Annotated in this window: 18 protein-coding genes and 9 tRNA genes; 15 read left to right on the top strand and 12 right to left on the bottom strand. The window is 32.3% G+C overall.

The window, feature by feature from the left end:
- Nucleotide 1: 1 nt before the first annotated feature.
- From trxA to ABWU82_RS01875, 8 genes are all read left to right on the top strand, one after another.
- The gene (gene trxA, locus ABWU82_RS01910) at nt 2–313 is read left to right on the top strand and encodes a thioredoxin (RefSeq protein WP_353289816.1); all 312 of its coding nucleotides are present in this window, start codon (nt 2–4) and stop codon (nt 311–313) included.
- A gap of 73 nt (nt 314–386) precedes the next feature.
- A complete protein-coding gene (locus tag ABWU82_RS01905) occupies nt 387–1,229 on the top strand; it encodes an HAD family hydrolase (RefSeq protein ID WP_353289815.1) in 843 nt (280 codons plus the stop codon).
- A 150-nt stretch (nt 1,230–1,379) separates the two neighbouring features.
- Nucleotides 1,380–2,981, top strand: coding sequence for an ABC transporter ATP-binding protein (locus tag ABWU82_RS01900; protein WP_353289814.1), 1,602 nt, complete (start codon nt 1,380–1,382; stop codon nt 2,979–2,981).
- Entirely contained in the window at nt 2,974–3,918 is a 945-nt protein-coding gene (locus ABWU82_RS01895; RefSeq protein WP_353289813.1) for an ABC transporter permease, read from the top strand. Before ABWU82_RS01900 ends, ABWU82_RS01895 begins: the two co-directional genes overlap by 8 nt.
- Nucleotides 3,918–4,790, top strand: a complete 873-nt coding sequence (locus ABWU82_RS01890) for an ABC transporter permease (protein ID WP_353289812.1) — start codon at nt 3,918–3,920, stop codon at nt 4,788–4,790. The genes ABWU82_RS01895 and ABWU82_RS01890 overlap by 1 nt, the downstream gene beginning before the upstream one ends.
- Before the next feature lies 1 nt (nt 4,791).
- The gene (locus ABWU82_RS01885) at nt 4,792–6,456 is read left to right on the top strand and encodes a type 2 periplasmic-binding domain-containing protein (RefSeq protein ID WP_353289811.1); all 1,665 of its coding nucleotides are present in this window, start codon (nt 4,792–4,794) and stop codon (nt 6,454–6,456) included.
- Nucleotides 6,443–6,868 (top strand): pantetheine-phosphate adenylyltransferase, encoded by a 426-nt coding sequence (gene coaD, locus ABWU82_RS01880; protein ID WP_353289810.1) that lies wholly within the window; start codon nt 6,443–6,445, stop codon nt 6,866–6,868. Before ABWU82_RS01885 ends, coaD begins: the two co-directional genes overlap by 14 nt.
- Complete coding sequence (locus tag ABWU82_RS01875) at nt 6,868–7,407, top strand: hypothetical protein (protein WP_353289809.1); 540 nt, start codon at nt 6,868–6,870, stop codon at nt 7,405–7,407. Before coaD ends, ABWU82_RS01875 begins: the two co-directional genes overlap by 1 nt.
- On the opposite strand, the gene recA is transcribed toward ABWU82_RS01875, so the two are convergent.
- Nucleotides 7,378–8,415 (bottom strand): recombinase RecA, encoded by a 1,038-nt coding sequence (gene recA, locus ABWU82_RS01870; protein WP_353289808.1) that lies wholly within the window; start codon nt 8,413–8,415, stop codon nt 7,378–7,380. The genes ABWU82_RS01875 and recA overlap by 30 nt on opposite strands.
- Nucleotides 8,416–8,468: 53 nt before the next feature.
- Nucleotides 8,469–8,945, bottom strand: a complete 477-nt coding sequence (locus ABWU82_RS01865) for a CinA family protein (RefSeq protein WP_353289807.1) — start codon at nt 8,943–8,945, stop codon at nt 8,469–8,471.
- 110 nt (nt 8,946–9,055) lie between these two features.
- Here ABWU82_RS01865 and ABWU82_RS01860 point away from each other — a divergent pair, with 110 nt between their 5' ends.
- The 5 genes from ABWU82_RS01860 (at nt 9,056) to tuf (ending at nt 14,874) form a co-directional block, all read left to right on the top strand.
- Nucleotides 9,056–10,318: an HDIG domain-containing metalloprotein gene (locus ABWU82_RS01860; RefSeq protein WP_353289806.1), complete on the top strand. Its 1,263-nt coding sequence runs from the start codon at nt 9,056–9,058 to the stop codon at nt 10,316–10,318.
- Between the two features lie 152 nt (nt 10,319–10,470).
- A complete protein-coding gene (gene rpsL, locus ABWU82_RS01855; protein WP_353289805.1) occupies nt 10,471–10,890 on the top strand; it encodes a 30S ribosomal protein S12 in 420 nt (139 codons plus the stop codon).
- Nucleotides 10,891–10,910: 20 nt separating this feature from the next.
- Nucleotides 10,911–11,378 (top strand): 30S ribosomal protein S7, encoded by a 468-nt coding sequence (rpsG, locus tag ABWU82_RS01850; RefSeq protein WP_353289804.1) that lies wholly within the window; start codon nt 10,911–10,913, stop codon nt 11,376–11,378.
- 33 nt (nt 11,379–11,411) lie between these two features.
- A complete protein-coding gene (gene fusA / locus ABWU82_RS01845; RefSeq protein WP_353289803.1) occupies nt 11,412–13,484 on the top strand; it encodes an elongation factor G in 2,073 nt (690 codons plus the stop codon).
- Between the two features lie 205 nt (nt 13,485–13,689).
- Nucleotides 13,690–14,874 (top strand): elongation factor Tu, encoded by a 1,185-nt coding sequence (gene tuf / locus ABWU82_RS01840; RefSeq protein ID WP_353289802.1) that lies wholly within the window; start codon nt 13,690–13,692, stop codon nt 14,872–14,874.
- A gap of 1,091 nt (nt 14,875–15,965) precedes the next feature.
- Here tuf and ABWU82_RS01835 read toward each other — a convergent pair.
- The 10 genes from ABWU82_RS01835 to ABWU82_RS01790 all read right to left on the bottom strand — a co-directional run bounded on the left by ABWU82_RS01835 (nt 15,966) and on the right by ABWU82_RS01790 (nt 17,329).
- The gene (locus tag ABWU82_RS01835) at nt 15,966–16,406 is read right to left on the bottom strand and encodes a hypothetical protein (RefSeq protein ID WP_353289801.1); all 441 of its coding nucleotides are present in this window, start codon (nt 16,404–16,406) and stop codon (nt 15,966–15,968) included.
- A 126-nt stretch (nt 16,407–16,532) separates the two neighbouring features.
- A tRNA-Phe gene (locus tag ABWU82_RS01830) sits at nt 16,533–16,608 on the bottom strand.
- Between the two features lies 1 nt (nt 16,609).
- Nucleotides 16,610–16,685 (bottom strand) — tRNA-Asp (locus tag ABWU82_RS01825).
- Nucleotides 16,686–16,688: 3 nt separating this feature from the next.
- A tRNA-Met gene (locus tag ABWU82_RS01820) sits at nt 16,689–16,765 on the bottom strand.
- Nucleotides 16,766–16,830: 65 nt separating this feature from the next.
- Nucleotides 16,831–16,923, bottom strand: a tRNA-Ser gene (locus ABWU82_RS01815).
- 6 nt (nt 16,924–16,929) lie between these two features.
- A tRNA-Ile gene (locus ABWU82_RS01810) sits at nt 16,930–17,006 on the bottom strand.
- A 5-nt stretch (nt 17,007–17,011) separates the two neighbouring features.
- A tRNA-Met gene (locus ABWU82_RS01805) sits at nt 17,012–17,088 on the bottom strand.
- Between the two features lie 5 nt (nt 17,089–17,093).
- Nucleotides 17,094–17,170 (bottom strand) — tRNA-Pro (locus tag ABWU82_RS01800).
- A gap of 4 nt (nt 17,171–17,174) precedes the next feature.
- Nucleotides 17,175–17,251, bottom strand: a tRNA-Arg gene (locus ABWU82_RS01795).
- A gap of 3 nt (nt 17,252–17,254) precedes the next feature.
- Nucleotides 17,255–17,329, bottom strand: a tRNA-Cys gene (locus ABWU82_RS01790).
- A gap of 403 nt (nt 17,330–17,732) precedes the next feature.
- On the opposite strand from ABWU82_RS01790, the gene ABWU82_RS01785 reads away from it, so the two are divergent.
- Complete coding sequence (locus tag ABWU82_RS01785; RefSeq protein ID WP_353289800.1) at nt 17,733–18,947, top strand: arginine deiminase family protein; 1,215 nt, start codon at nt 17,733–17,735, stop codon at nt 18,945–18,947.
- Between the two features lie 121 nt (nt 18,948–19,068).
- Nucleotides 19,069–20,094 (top strand): ornithine carbamoyltransferase, encoded by a 1,026-nt coding sequence (gene argF, locus ABWU82_RS01780; protein WP_353289799.1) that lies wholly within the window; start codon nt 19,069–19,071, stop codon nt 20,092–20,094.
- The last annotated feature ends 14 nt before the right edge of the window (nt 20,095–20,108 follow it).

Genomic DNA, 20,108 nt, shown 5'->3' with positions numbered 1-20,108 from the left:
CATGGAATTAAAAGATAAAGTTCAATTCGAAGAATTAACTTCACAAGATAAATTAACAGTTGTAGACTTCTTCGCTACATGATGTGGTCCTTGTAAAATGCTTGCTCCTGTTTTAGTAGAATTAGCTGAAAACATGGGTGACTCAATTAATGTCGTTAAAGTAGACATCGACCAATACAACGAATTAGCTTCAGAATTCAGAGTTCAATCTGTACCAACAATCGTTTACATTAAAAACGGTTCTGAAATTGCTAGAACAGTTGGTTACATGGACATTGATTCATTAACTGAAAAAGTTGAAAGCTTAAAATAATTTAATTATTTATATCAATAAGAAAGAACAAAGTTGTAAAGCTTTGTTCTTTTATTTTTATAATATTCATAATATGAAATATAAAGTTTTAGCTATTGATTTAGACGGCACATTGTTGGCCAAAAAATATAAAATTTCTCAAGATAACGTGCAAGCTTTATCTAAATTTATAGATTTAGGTGGTATTGTTTGTTTTGTTACGGGAAGATCGCTTACTTCTGCTAAAAATGTGGCAGATAAATTTGAAGTCTTATCTCACGGGAAAAAAGTGAGATACATCGCTTGTTTAAATGGTACGTTATTGTACGACAACTGAAAAAATGAATATGTAGAAGAAAATACCTTATCTCCGGAGGTTGCATCCAAAATTTTAACCATTTGTAAAAACAATCATTTAAGTTTTGCATCATACACAAGAAATGGAATTTTGCAAAAAACTATGGGCGTGTATGGATACAAAGGTTGAACTTGATTAATTAATTTAATGAACAAAAAAACTAAAATTAATTACGTCAACAAATTAGACGATGAAGATGTTGTATATAAAATTAATGTTTTGAGAAAAATGTCAAAAGCAAAATTCACTAAAGTAGAAGAAGAATTAAAAGATGTATGCATTTGTGGGCTAGACATCAGTAAGACATCTCACTGACTATATGAGATTACTAAACATGGAGCAAATAAAGGTAATTCAGTCATTAGATTAAGTGAATTACTAAACGTTCCGCTAGATGAATTTGTGGCTTTTGGAGACTCTGCTAATGATATTTCTATGTTCAAATTAGTTGGCTTGCCAATTGCTGCTAGACAAAAATATAAACAAATTTTACCGTACGTAAAATACGCGATGTCTAAACCACAAAAAAACGCTGTTGCACGTGCTATGAATCAGTATGTTTTTCCTTATTTAAAATAAATATTAAATATTGGTTTTTTTTGCTATAAATAAATAAGTATTCTTGACGTATTTTATATTAGTTTTTGCGTCAGTTGCTAAACACAAAGCAAAGTAATCTTTAAGAGTTTTTAACTCTGTTATTTCAAAGTAATGGAGGATTTTTCTTGGATGAGAAAACCAATTTTACAACTAGTTAACATAAACAAAACATATGATGATGGATTCACCGCTGTCAAAGATTTTAATTTAACTATTGACAAGGGTGAATTTGTTACCCTTTTAGGACCATCAGGATGTGGTAAAACCACAATGCTAAAAGTCATTGGAGGTTTTGAAGATCCTACAAGAGGAAAGATTTTATATAACGGTATCGATATTAAAGATATGCCGATTACAGAACGTCCTACATCAACCGTGTTTCAAGATTATGCGCTGTTCCCTAATATGACAGTATTGCAGAACATTGAATACGGCTTGAAGTTAATGAGAACAAAATTAGAAGATGTTCCCAATAACGTTTACGTTGAAGCAGAAAAAATTTATAAAGAGGCTGAAAAAAAATCTAAAAAAGAAATTATTGATATTGGCAAAAAGAGAGCTGCTTTAAAAAGAGATATCAATAAACTTCACAAGAAGTATGATAAAGATCCTACTTTAAAAGAAATCTCAAATATGAGAAGAACTGAATTCTTAGCTCATATTGATAATCTATATGAACAATTAGATGAACAATATGGCGAAGACTATGAATCAAAAATTACTTTTAAAGTTAAATTTTTAGATGCTTTCAATGCATTATTCTCGCATTTAAGAATTCCGTATCAATTTAAAGTGTCTTCAAAGAACATGAACGACATTGAAAAAGAAATTTATACGTTGAAAAAGTGATATCGTTACAAAAAACCTATTGATGACAAAATCGATAGATTAAACGAAAAGTATAACGATTTAGACTACTGAATTTCTTATTGAGAAAATTATCCAGATATTAAGAAAGAATCTTTCGAGAAAAGAAACATTACTCGTAGATTAAATAAAGACGAAATATCTGAAAGAGCTCACAAAGTAATTAAATTAGTAGGTTTAGAAGGGAAAGAAAAAAATTATCCTTCAGATTTATCCGGTGGTATGCAACAAAGAGTTGCTTTAGCAAGATCGATTGTTATTGAACCAGAAATTTTATTACTTGACGAACCATTAGGGGCATTAGATGCTAAAGTAAGAAAACAATTACAAGATGAAATTAAAAGACTTCATGAAGAATTAGGTTTAACTTTCATCTTAGTAACTCACGATCAAGAAGAAGCTTTAATGCTATCTGACAAAATCGTAGTTATGTCTAATGGTCACGTTGAACAAATTGGTACACCAAACGATATTTACGACTCACCAATTAATTTATGAGTTGCTAACTTCGTGGGTAGAGCCAATATTTTAAATGGCACTTATATTGGACAAAGCCAAGTTAGTTTTTATGACGTGGTTTGTGATGTTGCTGAAACAAGCAATTTCAGTATTAATGAAGAAGCCAAAATTATGATTAGACCAGAAGACTTCGATGTTGTAGTCAACGGTCAAGGAATTTTAAATGATGTTGAAGTAACAAACGTTACATACAAAGGTTTGTTATATGACATCAAATGTAAATATAAAGAATATATTTTAAACGTAGAAGCAATTAACAAAGTTGACGTTGGTTCAATTATTGGTTTAACTTTTGACTCTGAAGATGTTCATTTAATCAAGAAAGAGGCAGAAGATATTGAATAACGAAACTGTTGTAACTAAAACTGTTAATTTAAATACTAAATCTGACTCTCCTAAGAGAATCAGAAAAAAATACGGTAAAAGTTTAAGCAATAATACGTTTAAAAAATTCACTAATAAATTTACAATCACAAATAATTTATTTTTAATTATTCCGTTTATCTTAATTACTCTAATTTTTGTAGTAATTCCGCTAATTGTTATTTTAGTAAATGCCTTTACTCCAGGTAAAAATAGTACAGTGGCCGAGAATTGAGGGGTAATTACAGGAACTGTAGGAATAAAAATTGGTAAATCAACGTATATTTCTATCGTATCTACAATCCTTACTGTTTTAATTTCTTTCCCATTTGCTTATGGCTTGTCAATGTCAAAGAATAAAATCTTTAAAGTGATTGTTATGTTGATCATTACTGCGCCTGTATGGACGAACTTGTTAATTAAATTGATTGGGTTAAAAACTTTATTTGATTTAATGAACCATGCAGAAAATAGTACTTACGGACCTATTTTTACAATTTTAGGTTTAACGTACTTATACATTCCTTTCATGATTATTCCTTTATATACAGCTTTAGAATCATTACCAAAAAATTTGATTAATGCTTCAAAAGATTTAGGAAGAAATTCATTCTACACATTCTTTGCGGTGATTTTACCGTGATGTAAACAAGCTCTTATTTCAGGAGTTGTTTTGGTGTTGCTGCCTTGTTTTACAACGGTGGCGGTGCCTTCGTTCTTAAACAATGATAATAATGGTGGCTTAATTGGTAATACAATTATCCATCAAGGTGAAAATGGTTTAAGTAGTAAAGTTGCTCTATCGAGAACTTCAGTATTAGCTTTAGTGGTATCAGCAGCCATGTTCGTAATTTACGGCTTGATTGTTTGAACTCCAAAATTAGTAAAAGTTATTAGAAAGGCGGCTGCAAAGAAATAATGAAAGATACATTTTTCGCTTGATTAAGACGCAGTTACATTTTTATTGTGATTGCTATCATCTACATCCCATTAATTATTGTTGTATTTTTAAGTTTTACACAGCCATCAAGTAAGGGTAACATCAATGTTAACTTTGACTTCAATGATGGTCAAAACTGAATTCACTTATTCAAAAATAGTGATTTCTTAAATGCTTTAGCTAATACCGCAATCATCTTAGCTTTTGTAGTTCCAATTTCTACAATTATTGCAACGATGACAGCATTTGGTATTTGAAATGCAAAACAAGTTTACGTAAACACAGTATTAGGTTCTTCTAAAGTAAACATGGTTATTCCAGATATCATTACTGGTATTAGTTTGGCGTTATTATTCTCTGTAACAGTTATTCCTATGGGGGTTAATCTAGGATTTGCCACAATTATTCTGGCTCATATTTCCTTCTGTACCCCATATGCGTTAATTATTATTTACCCAAGAATGCAAAAAATGAAAAAGAGTTTAATCTCTGCTTCATTAGACTTAGGTTACTCAAAGATTAAAACATTCTTTAAAGTAACTATTCCATTCTTATTACCAGCTATCTTATCAGGTGCTGCAATTGTATTTGGTATGAGTTTTGATGACTTCATCATTACAAAATTAGTTGGTGGAAAAATTAACACAATTTCAACTGAAATGTATAGTATGGCGAAAGGGATTAAAGCGTGAGCTGTAACCTTTGGAGCAATTATTGTTTTAGTAACATTTGCAGTTGCTTTTATTATTGCAACTAAGAAATTTGTTACAGAAAAATCTAAAAACAAAGCAAAATCTAATAAAAAATTTATTGATAAAACAAAAGTCTTAATGAATAACAAGAGATTATAAAATGAGAAAATGAACTAAGATTTCCCTTTTCTCAACCGTTGCGGTTGGTCTAACTGCAGGGATTATTGCTTTACCATTCAGTTTATCTGTTGTTGGAAAAAATGAATTGGTATTCGGTAATTTCCAAGCATATATGTCTCCTGAGTTAATGAATACCTTACAAAAAAAATATGACATCAACTGAGCATATTATGGAACTAATGCTGAAATTCCTACATATGTGAATAATAAGACGTTTGCTTTACAAGTAGCCACTAATAATATGGCTGCTCAACTAGCTTTACAAGGTAAAATTCAACGCATCGATTGAAGTAAGTTTCATTTATGAAACAACCAAACTAACAGTCCTGTAACTAATTACTGAGACTTAAAAGGTGTAGTAACGCCAGTTATTTGAAACCTTTGCGAACAAGTTGCACAAGAATGTGGAATCAAAGGATATGATCACCACGAAGGTAACTTGTTAGAATATTCAATCCCTTACTTCTTGCAAGATTTTGTGTTCGCATATCGTGGACCAAAAATTAAATCATTGAATTCCGATTCATCATTCTACGATATCTTTAAATACATTACTGACTCTAAGATTAAAAACAATAGATTCTTAGGTGGTAACTCTAAAGTTATGATGGTTAAGGATGCTAGAACTGAATGAGACGTAGCTAAATTAATTAGAGAAGTAAAAAACAATGTCCCAGACGAACAAATTAATATTAATCCGGGCTGAGGATACAATAGTAGTTACAATGCTAATGAACCGATTAGCAAGACTAACGAACGTTGAATTAATCATCATGGTTGAACAATGAAAAAAGGCGTTCAAGCCAAAAGAAATGATGCACCAGATATTAATTGATTAATTAAACAATACGAAACCATTTCTAATTTTTATAAGGGATTAAACCCTAATACTATTACGTTAAACACTAACTCAAGTCCAATCTTAAATAAGTTAGCAAGTAACCAAATTAAAGGTGCTTTCTTATATAACGGTGATGCTGTTTATTCAGCAGCTGGTGGAGATAATGCATCTAATACTCCTAACTTACCAGAATTTGGTAAAGACTGTAATCCACAAAATGAATTCCACTTTATCATGCCAAAACAAAATTTCTTGGCCATGGACGGAATTACGATTGATTCTTACACGCAAGGTCAACAATTACAAAAAGTTTATCAAATCGCTTATGACGTATCTTTATCTGGATTACCAACATATAAGGTTAACAGTAAAGGCCAACCTGTAGGCAAAAATGGACAAGTGTTAACTGAAGCAGAACAAAAAAATCCTGCAAATTACGTTGTAGAAAATAAATCATATATGGCGATGGGTGATGAAGACAAAGATGGTAACTATACATTTGGTAGTATGCAAAACTTCGACTTTGTGAACTATACACCTTGTTACCAAAATTTATTAACTTATGCTACAAAAGTTTATTTTGGTCCCGTGGAAGCTGATATTACAAAAGATATGACTCCAGCGGAAAAAGCTGCTGCAGAACAATCTGCTGCAGAACAATCTGCTAGAAACGCCTTACAGTCTAAACTATTAAACATTCAATATACTGCTAAAGAAATGAACGGAAAAGTAGACTTACCAGTTAATGAATTAACTTTCTCAAACATGAATTTAGCTTTCTCAACATTTAATGACAAAATCTAAAAAAAACAAAAGAACTGCTATTTATAGCGGTTCTTTTGACCCTATTCACGAAGGCCACTTATCAATTTTGATAAAGGCCAATGCTTTGTTTGACAAAGTTTATGTAGTAGTAAGTAATAATCCAGATAAAAATTCTAATAGTTTAGAAATGCGCGCACAACAAATTCAACAATTTTTACAAGATCACAATGTGCAATTTGATGTAATTATTAATAGTGGTTTGACTGTGGATATAGCTCACCAATTAGATGCACATTATCTTATTCGTGGTTTAAGAAACGAATTAGACTTAAAATATGAATTAGCATTAGCGCAACAAAATCAAAAATTGGCTCCCGATATTGAAACAGTTTTTTTCTTAGCTGATGCTGATAAAGTACAGATTTCATCAACTAGTATTAGGAATAAATAATGACATATTATGTTATCCCACTGTTTAAAAATAAATTAGAAAATGAATTTATTTTTAACCAAATTAAGACGAACATGAATGAATTTGATAACGACGATTTTATTTTAGGGATGTATCCAATTTTAGATGTCGATGCATTTGCTAATCAAATGATTTTAAATTGTTCTGCAATTGGTTTAAAAAATATTACATTGCCACGTGAAGCATCTTTTAAAACACAATTTAGTGCTTGATTAAAAGCTGTTGTAAATAGTTCTTTAACTAAAGTAGAAAAAATTTCTGCGATTGTTAGCTTTTTACATTTATTTGGTTTAACTATCAAACCAATTGAACATGAGCATGAAATGATTAATGAAATGTTAATGGATATTAATGTATCACCATCTGATGATGTAAACTTTTGGTTAGAAAATGTCATTTTGTTAAACGGCTTTTATAACGCTTTTACAAACAAACCATTTAACGATTTTGATGTAAAAAATTATTTTTCTACAGAAAGCTTTTTAAAATTATTCAACTTCTTCATCAAAATTTTCTAAACTCGAAATGATTTCTTCGCGATTAGTTTCAGAAGTTTGGTTTAATAAGTTTAAAACATTTTCCTTAATGATTGCATATCATTCAGGATTATCGATTGCATATTGCTTAAGTTGCTTAGCACCTTGAGCAATATTTTTTTCATCATGAGAATACCAACTACCAGATTTTTTGATGATGTTGGTTTGAATTGCATAGTCAAGTAAGTCAGCAATTTCATCAAAACCTTCACCGAAATAGATATTGATGAAACAGGTGCCATAAGGTTTACCTAATTTATTTTTGATAACTGTAATTTTAGATTTGATACCAATTTTATCAGTACCATTTTTAATTAAATCAGCCTTTTTAACTTCAATTCTTAAACTAGAAAAGAATTTTAATGCTTTACCACCAGTGGTTGTTTCTGGGTTTCCGAATAGAACTCCAATTTTTTCTCTTACTTGATTAATAAAAATTACAGCAGTTTGCGATTGGGATAACGGTAATTGAATTCTTCTAAGACCTCTAGACATGAGTCTAGCATGTGAGCCTAAAAGATTAGCTGATTCCATTTTAGTTTCATACTCTAATTCAGAAATCATTGCAGCCACCGAGTCTACAACGATAAGATCAAATGATTTCTTTTCTAAGGCATCTTCAATTAAACTGAAAGCTAATTCACCATTTTTTGCTTGGGCAACATAAAAATTATCTAAATTAATGCCGATGCCTTTGACATAATTTAAATCTAATGATGCTTCTAAATCTAAAAATAAAACTTTTTGGTTATTATTGGTTGCCTCTTTAGCAATTTGTAAGGCTAATGTAGTTTTTCCACAAGATTCATTACCATAAATCTCAGTAATCCGTCCTTTAGGAATTCCTTTACAGCCTAAAATATTATCTAATTGAAGATTACCAGTACTAATAACTTCAATTGGAATGTCTAAAGTTTTTAACGTAATTAGGTTATTTAAATATTCTTTGGATAATAAATTTTTATGTGATTCAATGTTTTCGTTTTTCATAATTTGTATACCTCATTTACAAATTAACGAAAAGCGATATTGTTTTACTTAAATTATTTCACTAGGTAGTCGTAAAGCAATTCTAAAGCTTTAATAGCAATTTCTTTTCTGTTTTGTTCTCTGCTATTTTGACTATCTAATTGAATTTCGTAACAGACAGTTTTGTTGAAGTTACTAATTCCAATAAAGAAATTACCTACTGGTTTATTATCTAAAACTGTAGGTCCAGCATTTCCAGTAATTGATACCCCAATTTGTGATTTAGTTTTTAAAGCGGCTTGTCTCGCCATATGGTAAGCTACTTCAGAACTAACAACTCCGTGTTTAGCAATAAAATCTGCAGGAATACCTAGTAAGGTAGTTTTCATTTCTGTTCAGTAAGTAATAAAGCCACCTTTATAAATTTGACTAATTCCTTTATAAGAACCTAAAATGTTAGCAACCTCACCGCAAGATGCTGATTCAGCTGTGGTTAAAGTTATTTTGCCTTTCTTTAAAAGCGAAATTAAATTATCAATTTTTGCTGTCATATTACGTGAATATCCTTTAATAAGTAATCTATATTAATATAATTATATAAATGTGTCTTATTTGTTTATCATTTCATTAACTTTAAATAAAGAAATTGAAGGTAAAACAAATGTTTTTTAAAAAATGATTTCAAAGAAAGCCAAAGCCTAGTCAGAATAATAGTCAGACAGACTTAGAAATTGAAATTCAAAAATATCAAAAATTAAATGAAGAATTACAATCAAAAATTCTTCAATTGAATAGCATGAATTCACAAGAACTTAAGCGAGCTTATTTAGATTCTTATTTAAATACTGCCGAAAAAGAATTTGTGAATCAATTTAATTTAAAAAAAGCGGAACTAGAAGCTAACGCTCAAGAGTACGCTCAAAATTTAATTTTAAATTCTATGTCTAGAATTAGTTTAAATTCATATAGAGAAGACTTAATTTTTAAAGTAGTTTGCAAAAATCCAGAAACTAAGTCTCGTTTAATTGGTTTAAACGGACGTAATAAAAAGGCGTTTGAAAAAACGACTGGCATGGAACTTATCATTAATGAAGATGAAGTGATTACAATTTCATCACCAAATTTATTTAAAAGAGAAATTGCTAAATTACTATTGTTACGTTTGTTAGAAACAAAAAATATTGAACCAAATAAAATTGAAAATTATTACGAAGAAGAAACGGCTAAATTCTTGAATTCTTTAAGCAGTTTAGGGGAACAAGTTTTAAAACAAGATTTAAATGTGTTTGGTTTAAATGAAAAAATTTATCCATATATTGGTCGTTTAAAATATCGTTCAAGTTTCGGTCAAAATGTTTTAGAACATTCTATTGAAGTTGGATTGATTTGTGAACAAATGGCAGATGCCTTGGGATTAGATAAAACTACGGCTAAACTTTGTGGATTCTTCCATGATATCGGGAAGGCAACTGACTATGAGGCTGGAATTGATCATGTGGAAGAAGGTCTAAGAATTGCAAAAGAGTGTAATTTAAGTTCTACCATCATGCATTCTATTGAAGCACATCATGATAAAGTGATTGTACAAGACCAGTATGCCGCTTTAACAAAAATTGCAGATAAATTATCAGCATCTAAACCAGGAAGCAGAAATAATTCAAAAGACGATTTCTTTAAACGGGTAGAACTGTATGAAAAAATCGTGAACGAATTCCCTGAAGTAAAAACTTGTTGAGTGTTAAAGAGTGGTTTCTTGATTAAGATTATTGTTAATCCAAGAGCTGTTAAAGATGAAGAGTTAGGTTTATTGGCTCACAGAATTAAAACCGCTTTTGAAAGCCATCCAGAAACTAAATCTTATAGTGTTACTTTAGAACTTATTAAAGAGAACGTTTTCAAAACTAAAACGGCACCAACAGAATAATAAAAAATAAAAAATAAAACAGTAGATTATTTTGCTTCGTATAGTATAATAGTTTATGTGTTGTTATTTTTTAGTCATTAAAATTGATACACACGGAATAGTTGTTTACAAAAAAAACAAATTTTTATCAGGAAAGGATAATATAGTAAACTATGCCTACAATTGCGCAACTAATTAGACATAAACGTACTATCAAAGCTAAAAAATCAAAATCACCAGCTTTGTTAACAACTTATGACTCATTAGATAAAAAAGTAAACGAAAATCCATCACCATTCAAGAGAGGTGTATGTACACGGGTTGGTACAATGACACCTAAGAAACCTAACTCAGCGTTACGTAAATACGCTAAGGTTCGTTTAACTAATAATGAAGAAGTATTAGCTTACATTCCAGGTGAAGGCCACAACTTACAAGAACACTCTGTTGTTTTAATTCGTGGGGGCCGTGTAAAAGACTTACCAGGGGTAAGATACCACATCGTTCGTGGTACATTAGATACTACAGGAATCGAAAAACGTCGTCAACAACGTTCTAAATACGGTTCAAAACGTCCTAAGGGATCAAAATAGTAAGCTAGGAGAAAGATAATATGAGAAAAGCAAAACCAGAAAAAAGACAAGTATTAGCTGACCCAGTTTACAACTCAAGACTTGTAACTAAGTTAATCAACTCAATCATGTTAGATGGTAAAAAAGGATTAGCTCAAAGTATTCTTTACGGTGCTTTCAAAGACATCGAAAGAAAAACAGGAAAACCAGCTATGGAAGTATTCACAGCTGCTTTAGACAACATTATGCCTACACTAGAACTTAAAGTTCGTCGTGTTGCAGGTTCTAACTTCCAAGTTCCAACTGAAGTAACTCCTGCTAGAAAACAAACATTAGGGTTAAGATGATTAACTCAATATTCTCGTTTACGTAACGAAAAAACAATGCAAGAAAGAATCGCTAACGAAATCATCGATGCTTCAAACGGTATTGGTGGATCTGTTAAGAAAAAAGAAGATACACACAAAATGGCTGAAGCTAACAAAGCATTCGCACACTTACGTTGATAATATAAAACTTTATAGAAGGAAATCCCAAAACATATGAAACGTGAATTCCCTATCGAAAAATACCGTAATTTCGGTATTATGGCTCACATTGACGCAGGTAAAACTACTACATCTGAACGTATTCTTTACCACACAGGTGTTAACCACAAAATTGGTGAAACACATGATGGTGAATCTACAATGGACTGAATGATCCAAGAAAAAGAACGTGGTATTACAATTACATCTGCTGCAACTTACGCACAATGAAAAGGCCATGAATTAAACCTTATTGACACACCGGGCCACGTTGACTTCACAGTTGAAGTTGAACGTTCTCTACGTGTTTTAGATGGTGCTGTAGCTGTATTAGACGGTCAAAACGGGGTTGAACCTCAAACTGAAACAGTTTGAAGACAAGCTACAAAATATAACGTACCAAGAATTGTTTTCATTAACAAAATGGACAAAACTGGTGCTGACTTTGAATACTCTGTTGAAACAATGATTACAAGATTAGGTGTTAGAGCAACTCCTATTCAATACCCAATTGGTGCTGAAGCAGACTTCATCGGTAACATCGACTTATTAGAAATGAAAGCTTACTACTACGATGGTAAAGAAGCTGAAGATTTCAAAGTTGAAGAAATTCCAGAAAACTTAAAAGCAACAGCTGAATTATGAAGATCTAAAATGTTAGACGACGTAGTTCAATTCGACGAAGCTATCATGGAAAAATACTTAAACGGTGAAGAATTAAGTATTGACGAAATTAAATCATGTATCCGTAAAGGGGTAATCTCTACTGAACTTTACCCTGTATTATGTGGTACTGCATTCAAAAATAAAGGTGTTAAGAAATTACTTGACGCAGTTGTTGACTTCTTACCTTCTCCATTAGACGTTCCACCTATTAAAGGTGAATTAGAAGATGGTGAAATCTTTGAAGTTCACTCAGATGACAATGAACCATTTGCAGCTTTAGCATTTAAAGTAGCAACTGACCCATTCATCGGTAGATTAACATACGTTCGTGTGTACTCAGGTACATTACAAAAAGGTTCATACGTATACAACTCTACTAAAGGTAAAAAAGAACGTATCTCACGTTTAGTAAAAATGAACTCAAACGCTAGAAACGAAATCGACGAAGTAGGTGCAGGTGATATCTGTGCTGTTATCGGTTTAAAAGAAACTACAACTGGTGATACTTTATGTTCAGAAGACAGAAAAGTAATTCTTGAACAAATGGTATTCGCTGAACCTGTAATTTCATTAGCTGTTGAACCAAAATCAAAAGCTGACCAAGAAAAAATGGGTATTGCTTTATCTAAATTAGCTGAAGAAGACCCAACATTCAGAACATTCTCTGATGAAGAAACTGGCCAAACAATTATCGCTGGTATGGGTGAATTACACCTTGATGTATTAGTTGACCGTTTACGTCGTGAATTCAACGTTAACGTAAATGTTGGTGCTCCACAAGTAAGCTACCGTGAAACATTCACAATCGCAAATGAATCAGAAGGTAAATACATTAAACAATCTGGTGGTCGTGGTCAATATGGTCACGTTAAAATTAACTTTGAACCAAACACAGACAAAGGATTTGAATTCGTTGATGCTGTAGTTGGTGGTAAGATTCCTAAGGAATACATCAAAGAAGTTGAAAACGGATTAAAAGACGCAATGCAAGCTGGTCCATTAGCTGGATACCCAATTATCGATGTTAAGGCAACATTATTCGATGGTTCTTACCACGACGTTGACTCATCTGGTATGGCTTACAAGATCGCTGCATCTATGGCTTTAAAAGATGCTGCTAAAAAATGTGGTTTAGTATTATTAGAACCAATTATGTCAGTTGACGTAACTGTTCCAGATGAATACTTCGGTGACACAATGGGTGATATCTCAAGTCGTCGTGGTAACATTGAAGGTACTGAACAACGTGGTACAGCTCAAACTATTAAATCAAAAGTTCCATTATCTGAAATGTTCGGATATGCAACTGACTTACGTTCATTCACACAAGGACGTGGTCAATACGTTATGCAATTTAGCCACTACGCACAAGCTCCTAAATCAGTAACTGAAGAAGTTGTTGCTAGTCGTGCTAAAAAATAATCTCAAAAACTAAAAAAACCGATTAATATTTAAAAACAAGGCATAGACAATTTGATATAATTAACTTGTCTAATACAAACAACGTAACTCCGGTTCAATCGTAGCGATTTGTTGGCTTTGTTCATATTAATTAGCTCAGTGACAAAGACTGAAGCAAAATTCTATTAGACATTTATTGTTAATCTCTATATAAGGAAAAGAAAAAATGGCAAAAGAAAAATTTAATCGTAGTAAACCACACGTTAATATTGGTACAATCGGTCACGTTGACCACGGTAAAACTACTTTAACAGCTGCTATTTGTACTACATTAGCTAAACGTGGTGGTGCAAAAGCTATGGATTACGCTCAAATCGACAGCGCTCCAGAAGAAAAAGAACGTGGAATTACAATTAACACAGCTCACGTTGAATACGAAACTGAAAACCGTCACTACGCACACGTAGACTGCCCAGGCCACGCCGACTATGTTAAAAACATGATTACAGGTGCTGCTCAAATGGACGGTGCTATCTTAGTAATTGCTGCTACAGATGGTCCTATGGCTCAAACTCGTGAACACATCTTACTTGCTCGTCAAGTAGGTGTTCCAAACATCGTTGTATTCTTAAACAAATGTGATATGATGGATGATCCAGAAATGCAAGAATTAGTAGAAATGGAAGTTAGAGACTTATTAAGTTCTTACGGATTTGATGGCGACAACACTCCAGTTATTAAAGGTTCTGCATTACAAGCTTTAAACGGAAACCCAGAATTCGAAGCTAAAATCGACGAATTAATGGCAGCTGTTGACAGCTACATTCCTGAACCACAACGTGATACTGATAAACCATTCTTATTAGCTATCGAAGACGTATTCACAATTTCTGGACGTGGTACTGTAGTTACTGGACGTGTAGAACGTGGTGAATTAAAATTAAACGACGAAGTTGAAATCGTTGGTTTAAAACCTACTCAAAAAACAGTTGTAACTGGTATTGAAATGTTCCGTAAACAACTTGACTCAGCTCAAGCTGGTGACAACGCTGGTATCTTATTACGTGGTACTAAAAAAGAAGACGTACAACGTGGTCAAGTATTATGTAAACCAGGTTCAATTACACCTCATACAAGATTTACTGCTGAAGTTTACGTATTGAAAAAAGAAGAAGGTGGACGTCACACTCCAGTATTTAAAGGATACCGTCCTCAATTCTACTTCAGAACTACTGACGTTACAGGTGCTATCGAATTAGCTGAAGGCGTAGAAATGATTATGCCTGGTGACAACACTAAGATCACTGTAAGCTTAATCGCTCCTGTAGCTATCGAAAAAGGTACTAAGTTCTCTATCCGTGAAGGTGGTAGAACAGTTGGTGCTGGTACAGTAACTGAAATTTTAGAATAATTTAAAATTCAATTATCTTAAACAGACACAAATAGTGAACATGAAATTAACTAATTCTGAGGGGTCAGTTAGTTAAAACACATCACACACTATAACTCTATATAAATAAAAACCGATTACTGAGAGGGGTCTCAGCAGTCGGTTTTTTGTTGTCTATAATAACTTTATCATATTATTATTCAAACTTGAATAAAGCTACTAAATAAGTGTTAAGTTTTATTAATAAAATAATTAGTTTAATTAGAATAAATGATTCATTAAAAGTGTTTTAAAAGAGCGCATATACACCTTCTTTAATTATTAAATAATCTTTAATCATTAATTTAATTAACTAAGATATATAAGATAAAAATGTTAATAAGTATTTGTTTTAATAAGTATATTAATTTAGATGTAATAAAGGTCTGATAGCCTAAGTTAAAGGGTCATTTATTATTAATATATTTAGATAAATAGTTTTAACCTAATTAATAATAAAATACTGTAAATAAACCCTTTATGATCGTCTTAAACAAATAATAATTTTAAATTTAAGAAAATATTTCAGGGATATTGTTTATAAACTTAAAACTTTTGTTAAATGACAATAATATGCATAAGCAAGTTGAAAAGTTTATTGTGAAATCATTTTTTTATAGATCCTGTTCATAGATTTCAATAATCAAATTAGATACACATGTTAGTAATAAATATCAGTTTGTTCTACTGTAAAAATAAATTTGTATGCTTACTTATTCAATATAAATCTATATAGATACAAGTCATCAGAGAGTTTAATTTCACATACATTTATGCAATAACTTATTTAAGTTATTTACTAAAAAGATTAAATCGTTTGGGAATAATATATTTTATATAGAAATAATGGATTGTATGAACTCAGGAATTATCTTCTTAATGCGTATACAAGTGGTTATAAGCGTGACACAAAGAAGCAAAGATAGATAGGCTTAATTTAGACATAGGAATAGTAATTAAGATTGTTAAATGAGTGCTAAATACATTATTAATACTATTTATTAGTTGTCAAAATAAAAAACCAGAGTTATTACACTCTGGCTATTCTTAATTAAATTAAGTAATAATTGTATTTAAGGATAAATGATTTCTTCTGGAGCTTCGTCATCTAGATCAATAATGTCTTGGTCGTAGGAAGCAATATTAAATTGCTTATCTAATTGTGCTTGTATTTCTTGTTTATCTTTTAATACAGCAATTTTATGAGCTACATATGTACAAAAGAAGATAGCACTCATGAATTGAATAGGATTAGTTAAATATGGTTTCACTTTTAACGCTTTAGCAAACACGAACGCTCACGCAATAAAGGCTATTAAAAGCAAGAATAAACTAACTCCTAATAAAGAATACCCTGTAGTGATATCACTTCACATTTGGTGCCCTAATTCAGTTTTAGAGATAAGAATAATAATAACTCCAGGAGCAAAGAAGCAGAGACCTACAATTTCAGTTAGAAAGAAAGTAATAGCTAACTTTTTAATCTGGTTGAGCTTTTCTTTAATTACATCCATATAATGTCCTTTTATTAGAATTATTATAGTTATAATTTTAACAAAAAAATAACCACATAGCCTATAAAAGCTATATGGTTAATGTGTCTTAATTGATAAAGATTAATATCTTTTTTATTTTTATCATGGTGGTTTCGGGCAGAATCGAACTGCCGACACTCGCATCTTCAGTGCGATGCTCTACCGACTGAGCTACAAAACCATGGCGGTCCTGACGAGAATCAAACTCGCGATCTCCTCTGTGACAGAGAGGCATGTTAATCACTACACCACAAGACCTTCTGGTTGCGGGAGGTGGATTTGAACCACCGACCTTCAGATTATGAGCCTGACGAGCTACCAAGCTGCTCTATCCCGCGATAACATGTTAATATTATAACATAAAAAGAAACAATATTAACAATTTATTTTTTAAATTTTAAAGTGGCGGAAGATGAGGGATTCGAACCCCCGCGTGAGTTTCCCCACCTCTCGGTTTTCAAGACCGATCCCTTCAACCAGGCTTGGGTAATCTTCCGTATATTGGTGCTTCTAACAGGACTCGAACCTGTAACCAACCGATTATGAGTCGGGGGCTCTAACCAATTGAGCTATAGAAGCATTAATGGTGGCTGGACAGAGACTCGAACTCTGGACCTCCCGGGTATGAACCGAGCGCTCTAGCCAACTGAGCTATCCAGCCATAAATGGTCGGGAAGACAGGATTTGAACCTGCGACCCCTTGGTCCCAAACCAAGTGCTCTACCAAGCTAAGCTACTTCCCGACAATGGCGCACCCTACAGGAGTCGAACCCATAACCTTCTGGTCCGTAGCCAGACGCTCTATCCAATTGAGCTAAGGATGCATTTGGAGGTGCCGATCAGATTCGAACTGATGCATAAGAAGGTTGCAGCTTCTGGCCTTACCGCTTGGCTACGGCACCATCAGTTGAATCGATAACTTTGAAATAACTTTAAAGTTAATCAACACAACACAATAGATTATATAGACTTTCTGAATAAATGTCAACAAAAAAATGAAAAATTTTTTATTTTTTTTAAAAAAAGTTATTTTTTTGCAATTTTAACGTAGAAAAAAATTACATATATATAGTAGAGATAGTGAATTATTTAATTTTTCACACCTTTATCTCTCTATTTTTAATAGTCTTAATCCACTTTTTAAAGGCGTTTTTACGCTTCTTAGAAAAAAAATATAAAAAAAATACTAATTTTTATTTAAACGCTTTTATAAGTACTATACTTATATTAGGAAACCGAAGATAATTAGAGTTTCCTACTATTTGAACTGTTCGATTATTCGAAAATGAAAGGTATGTATTAAATATGTACAACAAAATTAATGTTTATAGTGAAATTGGACAATTAAAGAAAGTCTTAGTTCACACTCCTGGCGATGAAATTTCATACGTAACTCCTCAACGTTTAGATGAATTACTATTCAGTGCTATTTTAGACCCAGTTCGTGCTCGTGCTGAACACGAAGAATTCGTTAAAATCTTAGAAGGCCAAGGTGTTGAAGTAGTTCAATTATCAGAAATTACTGCTGAAACATACGCTGCAGCTTCAGAACAAGCTAAAGAAGCTTTCTTACAACAATTCTTAGATGAATCAGTTCCTGCTTTATCTAAATCAAATAGAAAAGTAGTTTACGATTACTTAAAATCAATGGAAAAAGAACCAGTTAAAATGATCCGTAAGATGATGGCTGGTATCTTAGCGAAAGAAGTAAACGTTGAATCAGCTGTTGAATTAATCGTTGACCCAATGCCAAACTTATACTTCACTCGTGACCCATTTGCATCAGTTGGTAACGGTGTAACTATTCACCACATGTACCGTGAAACTCGTAGACGTGAAACAATCTTCTGTACATTTGTATTCAACAACCACCCAGAATACAAAACAACTCCTAAATACTACAACAGAACAGATGACTTCCACATGGAAGGTGGAGACGTATTCGTATACAACGACAAGACTTTAGTTGTTGGTGTATCTGAAAGAACTCAACAAGAAGCTATCCAATTATTAGCTGAACGTATTAAAGCTAATAAAGAAGTAACATTCGATACAATTTACGCAATCAACGTTCCTAAGATGAGCAACTTAATGCACTTAGATACTTGATTAACAATGTTAGATACAGATAAATTCTTATACTCACCAAACATGATGAGCGTATTAAAAATCTGAGAAATCGATTTAACTACTGAAGAAATCGTTTGAAAAGAAATCAACGAACCATTAGCTAAATTATTATCAACAATTATTGGTAAAGAAGCAACTGTTGTTCCAGTAGCTGGACACGGTGCAAGCCAAATTGACATTGACATTGAAACAAACTTCGATGCAACTAACTATGTTGCAGTAGCTCCAGGTGTAGTTGTAGGTTACGACCGTAACAGAAGAACTAACGAAGCATTAAAAGCAGCTGGTATTACAGTATTAAGCTGAAACGGTGACCAATTATCATTAGGTATGGGTTCAGCTCGTTGTATGACAATGCCTTTATACAGAGAACCAGTTTCTAAAAAATAATTACTAGTTCAATTTAAAACTTACCAAATCAAACAAACAAACAAAAAAATTATTAAAACATTTGAACATATTTTAATTTATTTACATACAAACAATTTAATGACATTAAGGAGAAAACAAAATGTCTTGAAACTTAAAAACACCTCGTCACTTTGATACATTAATGCACTTCTCAACAGAAGAAATCATGTACTTAGTAGACAGATCAATCGAAATTAAAAACAACGACAGAAACGGTGTTGTAGACCACACTTGCCAAGGTAAAACAATCGTAGGTATCTTCGAAAAGAACTCAACTCGTACTTCAAACGCAACTTTCCGTGCTGCTCACTACTTAGGTATGGGTTACTTCTACAATGGTCCTACAGGATCAAACATGGGTACTAAAGAATCAGTTGCTGATACAGCTGCTGTATTCACAGAAATGTACGACATTTGCTTATTCAGAACATTTGGTCAAGACAAAATTGATTCATTCGCTGAACACGCAAGAATCCCATTAATTAACGGTTTATCTAACCAAGAACACCCAACTCAAACAATCGCTGACTTACAAACTATTAAAGAAGCATTTGGTTCATTCAAAGGCTTAAAAGTTGTATTCGCTGGTGACTACAAAAACAACATGGGTCACTCATGATTATACGCAGCTGCATTCGCTGGTATGGATATCGTATTCTTTGGTCCAAAATCTTACGAAAAAGAAATGAACCAAGACATCATGAACTTCTGTAAAGAATTATTCAAGAAAAACGGTGGATCAGTTTCATTCACTGAAGACAAAAAAGAAGCTGCTAAAAACGCTAACGTTATCGCAACTGACGTTTGAGTATCTTTAGGTGAATCATTCGACTTATGAGGACAACGTTTAGAAGAAATGCACGCATTCCAAGTTGACAAAGAAATGATGGAAATGGCTGCTGACAACGTTAAATTCATGCACTGTTTACCTGCATTCCACGACATGAACACTGAATACGGTAAAAAAGTTGCTGAAATGTACGGAGACAAATACCCAATGGTAGCTAACGGTGCAATCGAAGTTACTGACGAAGTATTCTCTAACGAAAAATGAAACTTATCATTCCAAGAAGCTGGAAACCGTTGAACTTCAATCGCTGCTATGATTCAAGAAGTTTTAAAATAATTAACACTTCAAAC

The sequence above is a fragment of the Ureaplasma ceti genome (genome assembly GCF_040369755.1).
Taxonomy (GTDB): Bacteria; Bacillota_I; Bacilli_A; order Mycoplasmatales; family Mycoplasmoidaceae; genus Ureaplasma; species Ureaplasma ceti.
The sequence above is the reverse complement of the archived record's forward strand: the minus strand, read 5'-3'. Positions and strand labels throughout refer to the sequence as shown.